At 59.0% G+C, this 12,583-nt stretch carries 15 protein-coding genes; 5 read left to right on the plus strand and 10 right to left on the minus strand.

Annotation, left to right across the window (positions count from 1 at the left end):
* Window positions 1–195: 195 nt before the first annotated feature.
* Window positions 196–984 (plus strand): tetratricopeptide repeat protein, encoded by a 789-nt coding sequence (locus tag J2129_RS05090; protein WP_209629839.1) that lies wholly within the window; start codon window positions 196–198, stop codon window positions 982–984.
* A gap of 768 nt (window positions 985–1,752) precedes the next feature.
* Here the strand turns inward: J2129_RS05090 and J2129_RS05095 are convergent.
* From J2129_RS05095 to J2129_RS05105, 3 genes are all read right to left on the minus strand, one after another.
* The gene (locus tag J2129_RS05095) at window positions 1,753–2,577 is read right to left on the minus strand and encodes a fructose 1,6-bisphosphatase (RefSeq protein WP_209629840.1); all 825 of its coding nucleotides are present in this window, start codon (window positions 2,575–2,577) and stop codon (window positions 1,753–1,755) included.
* Entirely contained in the window at window positions 2,574–3,479 is a 906-nt protein-coding gene (locus J2129_RS05100; RefSeq protein ID WP_209629841.1) for a class 1 fructose-bisphosphatase, read from the minus strand. The genes J2129_RS05095 and J2129_RS05100 overlap by 4 nt, the downstream gene beginning before the upstream one ends.
* 83 nt (window positions 3,480–3,562) lie before the next feature.
* Window positions 3,563–4,480, minus strand: a complete 918-nt coding sequence (locus J2129_RS05105; RefSeq protein WP_209629842.1) for an aldolase — start codon at window positions 4,478–4,480, stop codon at window positions 3,563–3,565.
* 1,046 nt (window positions 4,481–5,526) lie between these two features.
* On the opposite strand from J2129_RS05105, the gene J2129_RS05110 reads away from it, so the two are divergent.
* Together J2129_RS05110 and J2129_RS05115 are read left to right on the plus strand one after the other, a co-directional pair.
* Window positions 5,527–5,763 carry an LSM domain-containing protein gene (locus J2129_RS05110; RefSeq protein WP_209629843.1) on the plus strand — a complete coding sequence of 79 codons (237 nt, stop codon included), beginning with the start codon at window positions 5,527–5,529 and terminating at the stop codon, window positions 5,761–5,763.
* Window positions 5,764–5,769: 6 nt separating this feature from the next.
* Window positions 5,770–6,114, plus strand: a complete 345-nt coding sequence (locus tag J2129_RS05115) for a winged helix DNA-binding protein (protein WP_209629844.1) — start codon at window positions 5,770–5,772, stop codon at window positions 6,112–6,114.
* 10 nt (window positions 6,115–6,124) lie between these two features.
* Here the strand turns inward: J2129_RS05115 and J2129_RS05120 are convergent, their stop codons facing one another.
* On the minus strand, window positions 6,125–7,258 hold the full coding sequence (locus tag J2129_RS05120) for a PQQ-binding-like beta-propeller repeat protein (protein ID WP_209629845.1): 1,134 nt from the start codon (window positions 7,256–7,258) through the stop codon (window positions 6,125–6,127).
* Window positions 7,259–7,443: 185 nt separating this feature from the next.
* On the opposite strand from J2129_RS05120, the gene J2129_RS05125 reads away from it, so the two are divergent.
* Window positions 7,444–8,037, plus strand: a complete 594-nt coding sequence (locus J2129_RS05125) for a hypothetical protein (protein WP_209629846.1) — start codon at window positions 7,444–7,446, stop codon at window positions 8,035–8,037.
* Here the strand turns inward: J2129_RS05125 and J2129_RS05130 are convergent.
* Entirely contained in the window at window positions 8,009–8,578 is a 570-nt protein-coding gene (locus tag J2129_RS05130) for a DUF99 family protein (RefSeq protein ID WP_209629847.1), read from the minus strand. The genes J2129_RS05125 and J2129_RS05130 overlap by 29 nt on opposite strands.
* Window positions 8,579–8,616: 38 nt before the next feature.
* On the opposite strand from J2129_RS05130, the gene aglJ reads away from it, so the two are divergent.
* Window positions 8,617–9,540, plus strand: coding sequence for an S-layer glycoprotein N-glycosyltransferase AglJ (gene aglJ, locus J2129_RS05135; RefSeq protein WP_209629848.1), 924 nt, complete (start codon window positions 8,617–8,619; stop codon window positions 9,538–9,540).
* Here the strand turns inward: aglJ and J2129_RS05140 are convergent.
* From J2129_RS05140 to J2129_RS05160, 5 genes are all read right to left on the minus strand, one after another.
* Window positions 9,507–10,052: an aldolase gene (locus J2129_RS05140; RefSeq protein WP_209629849.1), complete on the minus strand. Its 546-nt coding sequence runs from the start codon at window positions 10,050–10,052 to the stop codon at window positions 9,507–9,509. The genes aglJ and J2129_RS05140 overlap by 34 nt on opposite strands.
* Window positions 10,025–10,624, minus strand: coding sequence for a Fe-S cluster assembly protein HesB (locus J2129_RS05145; RefSeq protein ID WP_245320632.1), 600 nt, complete (start codon window positions 10,622–10,624; stop codon window positions 10,025–10,027). Before J2129_RS05145 ends, J2129_RS05140 begins: the two co-directional genes overlap by 28 nt.
* A gap of 78 nt (window positions 10,625–10,702) precedes the next feature.
* Window positions 10,703–10,981 (minus strand): thioredoxin, encoded by a 279-nt coding sequence (gene trxA / locus J2129_RS05150; RefSeq protein ID WP_209629851.1) that lies wholly within the window; start codon window positions 10,979–10,981, stop codon window positions 10,703–10,705.
* Complete coding sequence (locus J2129_RS05155) at window positions 10,974–11,276, minus strand: thioredoxin domain-containing protein (RefSeq protein ID WP_209629852.1); 303 nt, start codon at window positions 11,274–11,276, stop codon at window positions 10,974–10,976. Before J2129_RS05155 ends, trxA begins: the two co-directional genes overlap by 8 nt.
* A gap of 812 nt (window positions 11,277–12,088) precedes the next feature.
* A complete protein-coding gene (locus J2129_RS05160; protein ID WP_209629853.1) occupies window positions 12,089–12,436 on the minus strand; it encodes a DUF5518 domain-containing protein in 348 nt (115 codons plus the stop codon).
* Window positions 12,437–12,583 lie beyond the last annotated feature (147 nt).

The raw sequence follows: 12,583 nt of genomic DNA on the forward strand, positions 1-12,583 counted from the left end.
CCGCACAAAGAGAGGCGGACAAGAATTCTTTCTGGGTCCCAGGGGCGAAACCTGCATATAGTGTATCCTGGGAGGGGCCACCCCTGTATGGTGCCCATTATCTCATAGCTATATATCCAATATCCAATAATATCGGTTAAAAATAGGTTTACAAAATACAATAATTTTATATGTGATCCATTGTGATTACTGGTTATGAAGGTGAAGTGGGCCGTCGTCCTCGCCCTCCTCCTTGTCGGGACCGCATTTTTTCTCTCCGACAGGATCGCGGAAGACCCAGAATACCTCCAGGAGCAGGCCGCCGGTAGCGGGGCCATCGTTGCCGAAGTTTTCCTCTCAGCCGGACATACCGAACCGGCCCTCGACTGTATCGAACTCTTTGCTATGGCCGACCCCGACAACCCCGATCTGCTCTGGGTGAAGGGGGACGCCCTCTCTTCACTGGGCCGATATGAGGAGGCGGTCGCCTGCTACGACATCGTCCTCATGAAAGACCCCAAAAACCCAGAGATGCTGGTTGGGAAGGCTGACGCCCTCTCGATGGCCGGTGAACTTGATGAAGCCTTAGTAATCTGCGAGCAGGCCCTTGCCAGCGAACCAGAGACGATGGCCGCGCTGGACAAGGCCGGGTACCTCAACCTGCGCCTTGGCAGGTACCTCGAGGCCGCCGACTACTATGACACCATCACCGAGGCACGCCCAGGGGATGCCGCCGCCTGGATCCGGCGCGGGGACGCCTTCCTGTACATCTCCATCAAACAAGAAGAGCAACTCAAAGAGACCTACCGCTCCCTTGGCACCCCTGGTGCCGCGGCCCGGGCCTCTTTCCCCAACATCGACCCCTACATGGAGGCGATGGACTGCTATAACCAGGCCATCGCCCTTGACCCAAAGACCGCCCCCTTCCTTGCCGCAAGACTGGTGGCGCGCTCAGAGATCACGGTGAATACCTGCGAAGACATCCTGGAAAACCTCGGGAAATAGAACGTCGGGTTTTGTAGAATCAGGCATGAACCTTTGGGCTCACGCATACGAGATGAAAATGATCGTGGGTCTCCAGGGTGTTTGGATCCGTGCTCCCCCTTCAGATCAGGACACCACGGGATACACCGCTTCGTTGCCGCCCCCCTATCCTCTCTCTCCGTGGGGGGTCCGGGGGTGCGCCCCCGGCGCGAGATTGCGGTGAAGGGTCTGCAATAGGGGCGGCATGTTCTGATCATCATGCCTTTCCTCACCATACGCGCCGGGGGCCCTGCCCCGGACCCCGGGGACAAAGATAGGAGCGGGAAGGCAGAGGGCCGAGCATGCCGAGGGAGTATCTACAAACTTCCTGGATTGATCGTCAGGATCATTTTCATGGTAAATCCTCTTGATGAATCTCTCTGGCGGGGGGCAGCGCCCCCGGCCAAAGGGTAGGAAAGCGGGCGACACACATCTCAGCCACACAAGAGGTGAGGGTCTCTACAGAACCAATATTTCGTCATTTGTTTTCTCTCTTTTTTCAAGACAGGAGAATCGGAGGAGATCGTGTTCAGGTCACTGCCCTCCACCCCTCCTCCTCCCTTCTTGAGCGAGGGGTGGTGGACATCACATCTCTCTCCAGGTCATCGATTGTATCTTCCCCCCTCAATCATCATCCGTGGGGTCAGGAGGTAACGCCCCGGCACGATCGATAGAGGGAGTGGCGATGTGATTCATGTCCATACCAGAAATGAGGAATGGTCTCTACAAAGCCGAAAAAATTTGCTTCGATCAGGCGACACGCCGCCCGGTCGTCGGCCGGACGTGTATCCGCACCCGCTCATAGGCGGGATCGTCGTAGAGGTCGGCAGGGCCGACAAGCATCTGGTTGCGGACCGAGAACCCGAGGCAGGCGGTCTTCGGGCAGGTCGGGTTCATGTCGCAGAGGCTGACCGGCATGAGCCCTGACGCCGAAGCGACGCCAAGGGCGGTCACGACGTCCGGGAGGCCGGAACCCACCCTGAGGAGAAGGGCCGGGTCGGCACCCTGACCTGCGACGGCGGCCAGAACCCCGTCCCTTCGCCTGACCTCCTGTACCCTCCCGCCTGCGTCCAGATGGGCGAGGAGGGCGTAGGTCTCGTCAGGGGTGCAAAAGACCGCACCGCCGTCGCAGACGAACTCGAACCCCCGGCGCATCAGAGGGTCGCCAACCAGGCCCGAAGAGGTGAAGGGGTCGGCATAGAGCCTGGCAAAGATCTGGTCCCATGCCCCGGCCTCCGCCCCGCTGGTGAGGAAGACGAGCACCTCGGCCGCACTCTCCTCGCCGAGGGGAAGGGTGACGGTCTGCACCTCCCCTTCCCCGAAAACCCCGGTCTCTTTTGCGGTCTCTGCACATGCAGAGAGGACGTCATCACAGAGGGCGGCGACCTCCGCACCCTCCTGGTGAGTGACCACACAGGCGGTCCTCCCGCCGGCCCGCGTCACGAACGAGTCGGCGATCACCCCGCCGTGCTCGCCCCTGAACGCCTTTGCCGCCCGCTCGACGACGAGCGGATGGGCCCGCATCCCGGCCGGGTAGCCGCCGAGGTCGACGGTGAAGACCGTGACCGCATTCATCGCCTGGTCCCTTCGAAGGCCGCTTCCACTTTCTGGATCATCCCCGGGCTCCCGACATAGATAGGCGTGCGCTGGTGCGGTTTTTCAGGGAGGATGTCGAGAAGACTCTGGCGGCCGTCCGAAGTTCTCCCTCCCGCCTGCTCGGCGATGAACCCAATGGGGATGGCCTCATAGAGGAGACGGAGTTTGCCGTTCGGTTTCTCTTCGAGGGCCGGGTAACAGTAGATCCCGCCATAGGTAAGGATCTGGTGGAAGTCGGCCACGAAGGATCCGGTGTATCTGATCTTTGCCCCATCGGCCTCGATCTCTTCGATGAAGGCGCGGTGAGGGACGACCCAGGTCGGGCGCGTCCCGCCGGTGCCGTAGTTCTTTCCTTCCGGGATCGTCATGTTCTGGTGGAGGAGACGGTACTCCCCATCTTTGTCCAGCGCAAAGACCTGCACCCCCTGCCCGACCGAGAGGGTGAGCGTGGTCATCGGGCCGTAGAGCATATAGAGGGCGGCTTTCAGGTTTCTTCCCTTCTGCATCACGCTGCCCCCGCCAAAGATCCCGATGATCGTCCCGACTGAGAGATTGGTCTGGATGAGGGACGACCCGTCCATCGGGTCCATCACGACGGCGTACTCATGGGCAGAGTCAGGGAAGACCGCCACCTCCTCCTGCTCCTCAGAGGCGAGTTCCCTGACCAGCCCCGACTCCCCGAGGACGCGGGTGATCCAGGCGTCAGCCCAGGTGTCCATTGCGGCCTGTTGCTCCCCGAAGACGTTCTCGGTATCGACATAGGCCTGATGGGTGATGAAGGCCTCTCTGATCGGGGTCGCCTGTCCGGCGATGAGTATGATAAGGTTCTGCAGTCCGGCCTCGCAGTCTACGGACTCCAGATATTCGCGCAGTGTCGTCATAATCCACAACTCCGAGAATCTCTATATCAGATCCCCTATAAGAAGACCGCCCCCTCCAGGAGGGCCAAAAAGAAGAGAGAGTTTTAGTTGCCCTTCAGGAGCGCAAGGGCGTCCTCGACCGAGGCGTCGTCGAGGGTGATGGCCGAGATGGCATTGCACATCCTGACCGCCTCGTCGAAGGACTTCTGGTGGATGTTGCGGCCGGTGGCGTTCCCCCGCGCACCGCCGGTGTGGATCTGGTCGTAGAGTTGCCTGAGGAAGGCCTCTTCGTCGACGCTCGACCCGCCGGCGCATACGACCGAGGTTCGGCCTGCGGCAAGGGTCGCTTCCTTGAGGAGGTCGGCGGAGGCGGCGCCCTCTTTCTTGGGAGCGTTCACCTTGACGAAGTCTGAGCCCAGGCACGCAGCGACGCCGGTCGCCCCGGCGATGAGGTGAGGATCTTTCTCGTCCTTGACCGCCGAGCCCCTTGGGTAGATCCAGAGCACGGTGACCAGGCCGTGCTGGTGGGCCTCGTTGACGACTTCGGCCGCTTCGGCAAGCATCCGGTCCTCGAACTCAGAGCCAAGATAGATGGTGTAGCCGACGCCGGCGATCGTGAGCCCACTCTGCTCACGGAACCGAACGACCTGCTCGACAGTGGTGAGGAGCGGGCTGACCGGATCATTCTGGGCGGTCTTGACCAGGTTGGTCTTGGAGTTGAGTTTGACGAGATAGGGTACTTCGGGATAGTCGGGGCCGTACCTCGCGACAAGCCCGATCTGGGTCGCAAAGACCCCGATGCGCCCCTGCGCCGCGACTCTGAAGAGATGTTCTGGGTCGGCGTCGTCTGCCGGGATCCCTTTGCCGTAAAAGTCGCTGTTGAGGTGTTCGATCTTCTGGTCTCCGGCAAAGAGCATCAGGCGGCCGGTGCCGTGGGTGATGGTGGTGAGGTTCTTGATATAGATCTCCCGCGCCGTCTCTGGGACGTCGGCGGGGACGGAAATGGAAGCCTGTGAAGACATACAGACTCAATCATTCCACCGTATACTTATGTTTTACTGGGCTGAAGAGGGGAGTGAGGGTCTCGCTGGAAAAAAGAAAGGGGGAGGAGATGACCGGGCCGTTCTCTGATTTTTCCGTTCTATACGATCAGGCATGGGTCGAGAGCACCCCACATGTATACCCCTGGTTCATCCCGGCACTCTCCTCCCCGTATCTGCAGAAGATGGCACCTGGATGATAATGGTGGAGAGAACCCCGTCTCTCCGGCAAATGTGTCGCGCACCGGTCCGCCCCAGACTATTGATCGCGCGGGGAGCGAATGCCGCCCTGACCTGCCGGGATGATGATGGGGTCGGGAAGGCAGCATGGACGACCACGATGAGAGGACCGTGTGGCGGCGGCACGCCAGAGAGCATCATCAAAAAATTTCTCCAGGCCCAGAATTTCAGGAACAAAGTACACTTCCAGCGCGGTGTCCAGGAATGGGAGAGACATCTGCGTTCGTTGCATGCCTGTATCTTCCTGACCTATTATTGTACGCGAGATAAAATGAAGAGGTCATCCCAAAACTCTCGCGCCCACCTCCTCACCAATGACAGCGATGGATGAGAATGAAGAAATTCCGGCCCTGTAGAAACCCTTACCAATTCTCGGTGCGAGCGCGATTCAACCGCTTTTTCTCATCTTTTCGCCGGGGGCTCAGCCCCCGGACCCCGAGGATGAAGATAATGCTGGGAAGACAAAATCAATCGCCATGAAGAGCGTAATGCTGTCACGACCTATCGTTCGCGCGGGGGCCAGGGGGCGGCCAAGCCCCCGGTGGATGAGAGAGTGTAGAATTTCTGAAAGGAAGCGCTTCGGTTCGAGGGGATGTTCACCCCATGAGAGTTTTGGGATATGCTCGAATTCAATTGGGTGCCGGCGCCTCACGGCACATTGAAACTGCGCTCTGCCAGGCAGGCCCTTCAAATACGCCGCGTCATCCCTGCCCCTCAAGGCCCGCCCCATCCTGCTCCGCCCTCTCACACCCATAAATTAAATACTTTCCACCTCCACATAACCTCAGATGGTCAACAGTATCGTTCTGCCGGTCAAGAAGGTTTTTTCGCTTGTCGATTCCAGGATCGTCGTTGAGATCAAGGACGAAGGGAAGAAACTTCAGGGCAGGCTCGTCGCGGTCGACGAACACATGAACCTGCACATGGATGAGACGATCGAGTACAACGGCGACCAGCGGGGGCGCACCCTCGGCACGGTCGTCATCAGAGGGAACAACATCCTGACAATCTCACCTCTTGTCTGATGGGCCATGCCGTCTATCGAAGATGAAGCACTGAAAGTTATCCAGTCCAGATCTGAAGGAGTGCTCCAGAGCGAACTCTGGAAACTTCTCAACATCGACAGCCGGAAGTGCTCAAGGGTCGTGCGCAGACTTGCCGACGCCGGTCTCATCGACCGCATCGAGTTCAGGGAAGAGGGGATCAAGACCTACCGTCTCAAGGCACGGCAACAGGCGGCCGACCCCTCGTTGCTCCTGGCAGGGGACGAACTGATCCCCTGCATCGGCTGCGAACTCGACTGCAATGTCGAGCAATGCCCCCTCCTCATGGACTGGATGTATGAACTTGCAATCGCTGAGATGAGCAGCGAGTAAAGAGGAGAGGTTACTTCCTCCTCCCAAGCAAGACCAGGGCCGCGCCGACCGCAACCAGGGCACTTCCCCCGGCCACAAGTGCCGGGAGAGGGATGCCCTCTCCTATTTCTTCAAGTTCTGCAGCTGCCACCTGCTCTCCTCCCGGTGCTTCTGTCGTCTCTGCCTCAGGTATCTCAGTCGTGCCGATGGTCTCAAGGATCGCGGTGGGGACTGGTTCCTCGACAACCGGCACTCCCAGGGCATACAGGAAACCACAGTTGCCGCCGCTGCCGGTCGAAAACGCAAGTGACGCCCCATCTCCTGATAGGGAGACGCTGCTGACTTTTGCCGCCATCTTCTCTCTCCAGAGTTCCTCGCCTGCCTCTGAGAAGAGCGAGATCCACCGGTCTTCGGCCCCTGCGGCGATAGTCCCGTTGTTTGCGACCGAGACGCTATGCACCCTGTTCCCGGTCTTATGCTCCCACAGAAGGTCACCGCTTGCCCGGTCATAGAGGTGAACCCTATAGTCCTGCGAGCCAGAGGCTACCAGTCTGCCGTCAGGCGAGAGCGCAACTCCGGAGATTCCCTTTGCAGTCGGATGTTCCCAGAGAAGGGTGCCGTTTCTGGCGAAAAGATAGACATTGTTCCCTGCCCCTGCGGCAATATACTCACTGTCCCCTGAGATCGAGACTGCACGTACATCATCGACCGTCTCATTCTGCCAGATCTCTCCTACGCCCCTCTCAAGCAGGTAGACCTTTTTGTTGTCACTCCCGACCACGATGTACTTTCCGTCCGGGCTGACCGCAACCGAATACGCAAAAAAGCCAGAGTCCCACTGCCAGTCGTGAGCGCCCTCCCTGGTAAAGACCCGCACCTTCTCTGCGCCCTGGACCACATATGCCCCGTTCTCAGAGATCGCCGAACCAAAGACCGGACACCCGGTCGGGTGGTCCCAGAGCCGCGTCCCATTTATATCATAAAAATAGAGCGCCCCATTCCCTTTTGTCCCGAAGGCCATATGCGATCCGTCCGGAGAGATGGACGCAGTCAGGACTTCCCCCCCGAATGTCTCTTCCCATATCATCTCACCCCGCATCTCCTGTGCACCCGCACCCCAGGATACCGAGAGCAGGAGCACTACGACCACTACCCTTCCTATCATATCGTCCCCCCAGAAAACCCAGCATTATCATGCTTTGACTGTCACGCTGTCATATCTGAGATAAAATATATAGGTTGCGCTCACGGGCAGAGGGGCTGCGATCCTGTCCTCTGATTCTGTTCAATGTCCACCCGTGCATGACCGGAGAGCGAACCAATATATACTGCCTGGACAATCCCTGTCCGATGGCTCTGAGATGCAGGGATGACGCGGGTGTCTCTCCCCTGACCGGCGCACTCCTCCTCCTGGCACTGACCGCGGTCCTTGCCATTCTCATTCTGGCCCTCCTCCCTGAGTTCCCACCCACATTTGATCTTTTCCCGCAGGAGGAACCCTGCATCTTTGAGATCGTCTCGGTCCTCCACACCAATGAGAAGGGGAAATACACCAAGGCCAGCATAGTCACCCTCTGGTACAACAAGACCCCTGTCCAGGTAGATCATCACGACCCGGCGACGCGTATAAAAGAGATATTTGGATGGGTGAAGGAGGTGCCAGACCGCGAGAAAGACTATCTCAAAGATGACCTCTGGGCACAATTTTATCGGAACGGTGAGCCGCTTACCTTTCAAGTCAGTACCATGGATGCCTCTCGTCTCATTCCAACGCACCACTATAAGATCAAGACGATGAACGGCCACGGAAGTAAGTGGTCCATGAACGGCCGGATCACCATCGACTTCTCTGACGGCACCTTCGGGCCAGGCGACATGGTGAGGGTGGAGATCTACTCGAAGTCTGAAGAACACCTCATCTCCGCCCATACCTATGACGCATAAGGGCGCGTGCGGCGAGTCTGGCGGTCCTGAGAGGTTCAGGGACCTTCCCCTCCAGGGTGAAGCCCTCGACCAGCGCCCCGGCCTCCTGTACGTCGATCCCTGCCGCCCGCAGGTATACCGTGTAACCAGTGCGGTGGGTGCGGGGCGTGCGCGCCCCAAGGCGGCGGTACGCCTCCAGGCGCTCTTCGTCACCGGGAAAATGCGCGCCTATCTCCTCTTTGAGCCCCTCGGAGTCCTCGTAGGTAACAACGACGACCGGCACCCCGGTCTCCCTCCAGACTTCTTCAGGACTGATGATATTGTACCAGGCGATGACGCACCCGCTCAGCATGATCAGGTTGACATCTTCCCTTTCAAAGGCCTTAAAAAGTGAAATAACTGCATTGGTGGCGTCCATGCCCCCCACCGTCACCTCCGCAAACCCAAAGCCGTCGATGATCCTGTCCCGGCGCATCACCACCCCGGCCAGGGTGGAGTCCTCCCGCCCCCTGAAACTCTCGGCGACCCCAAGGACCCGCAGCCCCTTCTTCGCCAGGTGCATGCAAGCACTTATGATTATGGCTCTTAAATAGTATTTCAATGGAGATTGAGAGAGACCAGGTGTGCATCCTGATTCCAACCCTGAACGAGGCTCCCACCATCACCGAACTGATCCATGCCTTCCATTCCCTGGGCTACTCCCATATTATGGTCATGGACGGCAACAGCACCGACGGCACCCGGGACCTGGCCAGAAAGGCTGGTGCTGAGGTCCATGTCCAGACCGGAAAGGGCAAGGGCAACGCGATCATCGAGGCCGCCGATCTCATCGATCTCCCCTATGCCTTGATGCTTGACGGTGACGGGACCTACCTGCCAGAAGACGCGGAAAAAATGCTGGCCCCGCTCTTCAAGGGTTATGTCCACGTGATCGGGGACCGCCTGGCCTACCCCGAGACAGGCGCCTTCACCCGCCTCAACCTCTTTGGCAACAAGGTCATCAACTTCTTCTTCAAGATCGCCCATGGCCGCGACTACCATGACATCCTCTCAGGCTACCGGGCCTTCACCCTCTCCTCGTTACGGGAGATGAACCTCAAGGAGGCGGGCTTTGAGATCGAGACCGAGATGGCCGTCCAGTCAGTCAAGTGCGACCAGCGGGTCGCAGTCATACCGACCAGATATCTCCCGCGCCCTGGCACGCCCACCAAACTCAACCCCCTCCAAGACGGTTTCAGGATCGTCTCGGCCATCTACCGGCTTGCAAAAGTGAACAACCCGCTCTTCTACTTCGGACTGATCGGGATCGGCATCGCAACGGTCGGCGGGGTTCTCGCCCTGTACGTCCTTTATGAATGGCTCAATGGTATCGAGCACCTGCCGCTGACCGTCCTCACCGTCCTCCTCATCGTGGTCGGGTTTGAGATCTTTATGTTCGGGGTGATCAGCGACATGATCCTCTCCTTCCACCGCGAGATGATGAGGGAGATTCAGCGCCTGCAGCCGCCGAAGAAACCCGAGTAGGCGAGCACCCGGCACGAGTGCTCGGCAAGCGAGGTAAGGAGATAGGCGCGGTCGAGGTCGTCGGCGCCCGCAAAGGTGCCGTGGCCCCTGGCGATGACCAGTGGGGCCTCTTCCAGGGCCGTCGCCACATTCTCGGCAAGGTCGTCGGTCCCTGGCGCCCCACCAACGACCGGGATCTCCGGACAGAGCATCTCGCCCTCGCTGTCTACCGGGATGATTTTTGAGAGGGCGACCGAGGCCGCCACTGCATGGGCCGGGTGAGCATGGACGACCGCCCTATACCCGGTCCTCTGATATATCGCCTGATGGACACGGTACTCGCTGGACGCCCCGGCAGGCGCCTGGCCTTCGAGCGGGACCAGGACAGGGACGCCCGGCACGTCGAGGTATGCCCCGGTCCGCGTGATATAAAATCCTTCATCGGCCCGCAGGCTGATGTTCCCAAAATTTCCTCCGACAAGCCCCTCAGAAAAGAGCCTCTTTCCTATCCTGACAAATTCTTGACCTGGCATGTTTTACACCCTCGCTCTGATTTACAGCACTCTTTTGCATATTCAACGATCCGACCATGTGCCTGCGCATATGCCATGGCGTCCCTGGGGAGCGCCTGCTCGAAGAGCCGTCGCAGTTCCGCGTCGCCCACGGTGACGCCCATGCACCGGCATATCCGCCTGGTGTAGGCATCGATCACAAAGGCGAGGCGGCCAAAGCCATAGCAGAGGATGCTGTCTGCGGTCTCCTCGCCGACCCCACGGACCGCCAGGAGTTCTTCACGCAGCCTTGCCGTTGGCATCGCCGCGAGGGCTTCGACCCCGCCAAGGTCCGTCACCTGTCCGCAGAGCGCCTTGAGACGTTCGGTCTTTACCCGATAAAAACCGGTCGGCCGCACCGCCGTCTCGATGACCTCGCGCTCAGTTTCGACCACCCCGGCGACCGAACAACACCTGATCTCCTTGAGGGTGGCGATGGCCTGCTCTACATTCTCCCAGCGAGTCTGCTGGGTGAGGACGGCCCCGATGAGCACCTCTTCAGGCGGGGCCTCCCACCAGGATATCGCACCGTAGCGACCCTCGAGTTCCTGCAAAAGAACCTGGATTCTTCTATCTATGTCCATCGAAAAGAAAAAAATAATTCCCTGCACTTGCAGGGGCCTGACCCCGCCTTATTCTTCCTCGATCAGGGGCTTGAGGTACTGTTCCAGGGCGTCGGCCCTGGTCACGCCCTCCAGTTTCTGGATGACCTGGCCATTTTTCTCGATGACCAGCGTCGGGACGACCCTGATGCCGTACTTCATCGCCGCCTCCATGTCCTGGTCAACGTCGACCTTCCTGATCTCGACCTGCTCGCCGAGCTTTTCCTTGAGCTCCTCAAGAATAGGCGTCTGCATCTTACAGGGGCCACACCATGTCGCAAAAAAGTCAGTCAGCACTGGTCTACTCATATGTGTCTCCTCGCGTTCCATGATCATCGGCCAGGGAATTTAAAAGACTTTCGAGCGTCTCCGCATCGACAGGACGCTCAAGCCGTGTGACAATTTTTCCCTCCCTTTCGATGACGATGGTCGGCACGGTCGTCAACCGGTAGGCCGAGACCAGGTCGCGCCTGGCGGCGACGTCGACCTTCCGCACCTCGACCAGATCCCCGAGCCGCCCGGCCACCTCATCCACTGCTGCGGTCTGAGCCCTGCACGGCCCGCACCATTCTGAGTAGAAGTCGATGAGCACAATCCTTGGCATAGGGGAGCAGTAGGCAGAAGAGAGGGGATATAGGTTCTGGCATAATTTGAGACCTCCCAAAACCTTCCCTATCCCACTCTCTACCACAGAGGGAGACCGATGATAAGGGAAAACTGGGCCCTGTAGAAACCCTTACCTTTTCTAGGTGCAGGTGTGATTCAACCGCCTTCCCCTATCTTCTCGCCGGGGGCTCTGCCCCCGGACCCCCGGGACGAGGATAGTGCAGGGAAGGCAAAATTAGTCGCCATAAAGAGCGTAATGCTGTCTACTGCCTATCTTCACGCGGGGGGACCGGAGGCGGCGAGCCCCCCGCCAAAGATAACTGTCCAGAGGATTTTTACAGAGCCGAAAACTGACCCTTTTGAATTCAGTATGAGGTGATATCACGCCTCACCAATAGGGGATGAAAATTTCCTGTTGTCGAACACTCTATGAGCATATCCCACAACTCTCCTGGGGTGAATATCTCCTCGAAATGAAGTGCATCCTTCCAGAAATTCTGAACCCTTACCTCCACCAGGGGGCGTGCCGCCCCCCTCTGACCCCCTGCAGATGAAGAGTGACAGGGGATCGTAGCCCGTCTTCATGGTTTTCTGCCTTCCCGCCCCAATCACCATCAGGGGGTCAGGGGCGAATTTTCCCGGCGTAAGGGGGGGGGGAGGCGACGAATGCATGGGTGCGTGATGAAAACGCAGTTTGGAATGACCTCATAGTAACCGCTCTTGATGATACTCTCAGGCTGGGAGTGGGTGAGGTGTGCCTGTGCCCTGGAGAGGCAAGGGGTTCTCCAGGGCCAGAAGATGAGTCTTTATTCACCCCGCGACCGCCCCACCGATCGCCCCGCCGATGAAGGCAAGAACCCCGTTGACGATGAAGACGCTGACGACCAGGAGTGAACCGACGACAAAACCCGAAAGGAGACCTATGCCCCCCAGGAACGCCGTCGCCCCGATGAGGATGAGGATCGCGATGATCACCGCCCCGATGATCCCGGCGACCAACCCCGCCATGCCCCCATTCCACAGTCCCCCCTTCGCGATGTAACCGGCCGCAAATCCGCCGACCAGGGGCCCGACGATCGGGATGAAGATATTGATGATCATCATCAGGACCCATCCGACAACGACACCCCACCAGAAATTGCCTTCCTCTGTTGCCATATGGCATCACCTTGCCGGCGATAGAGTGAGCGAAGATATAAAATAGTATGTGGGGAGCGGCACCCAGTTCTTCGGATCTTTTCTCTCTGCCTTCCTGGCCCAATCCCAATCTCAGGGGTGCAGGGTTGGCCAGTCCCCGGCGAGGGG

The organism is Methanofollis sp. W23 (genome assembly GCF_017875325.1).
GTDB lineage: Archaea > Halobacteriota > Methanomicrobia > Methanomicrobiales > Methanofollaceae > Methanofollis.

Coding starts and splice junctions, on each gene's coding strand:
- J2129_RS05090 (WP_209629839.1), top strand. CDS start 196: ATGAAGGTGAAGTGGGCCGTCGTCCTCGCCCTCCTCCTTGTCGGGACC.
- J2129_RS05095 (WP_209629840.1), bottom strand. CDS start 2,577: ATGAATGCGGTCACGGTCTTCACCGTCGACCTCGGCGGCTACCCGGCC.
- J2129_RS05100 (WP_209629841.1), bottom strand. CDS start 3,479: ATGACGACACTGCGCGAATATCTGGAGTCCGTAGACTGCGAGGCCGGA.
- J2129_RS05105 (WP_209629842.1), bottom strand. CDS start 4,480: ATGTCTTCACAGGCTTCCATTTCCGTCCCCGCCGACGTCCCAGAGACG.
- J2129_RS05110 (WP_209629843.1), top strand. CDS start 5,527: ATGGTCAACAGTATCGTTCTGCCGGTCAAGAAGGTTTTTTCGCTTGTC.
- J2129_RS05115 (WP_209629844.1), top strand. CDS start 5,770: ATGCCGTCTATCGAAGATGAAGCACTGAAAGTTATCCAGTCCAGATCT.
- J2129_RS05120 (WP_209629845.1), bottom strand. CDS start 7,258: ATGATAGGAAGGGTAGTGGTCGTAGTGCTCCTGCTCTCGGTATCCTGG.
- J2129_RS05125 (WP_209629846.1), top strand. CDS start 7,444: ATGGCTCTGAGATGCAGGGATGACGCGGGTGTCTCTCCCCTGACCGGC.
- J2129_RS05130 (WP_209629847.1), bottom strand. CDS start 8,578: ATGCACCTGGCGAAGAAGGGGCTGCGGGTCCTTGGGGTCGCCGAGAGT.
- aglJ (WP_209629848.1), top strand. CDS start 8,617: ATGGAGATTGAGAGAGACCAGGTGTGCATCCTGATTCCAACCCTGAAC.
- J2129_RS05140 (WP_209629849.1), bottom strand. CDS start 10,052: ATGCCAGGTCAAGAATTTGTCAGGATAGGAAAGAGGCTCTTTTCTGAG.
- trxA (WP_209629851.1), bottom strand. CDS start 10,981: ATGAGTAGACCAGTGCTGACTGACTTTTTTGCGACATGGTGTGGCCCC.
- J2129_RS05155 (WP_209629852.1), bottom strand. CDS start 11,276: ATGCCAAGGATTGTGCTCATCGACTTCTACTCAGAATGGTGCGGGCCG.
- J2129_RS05160 (WP_209629853.1), bottom strand. CDS start 12,436: ATGGCAACAGAGGAAGGCAATTTCTGGTGGGGTGTCGTTGTCGGATGG.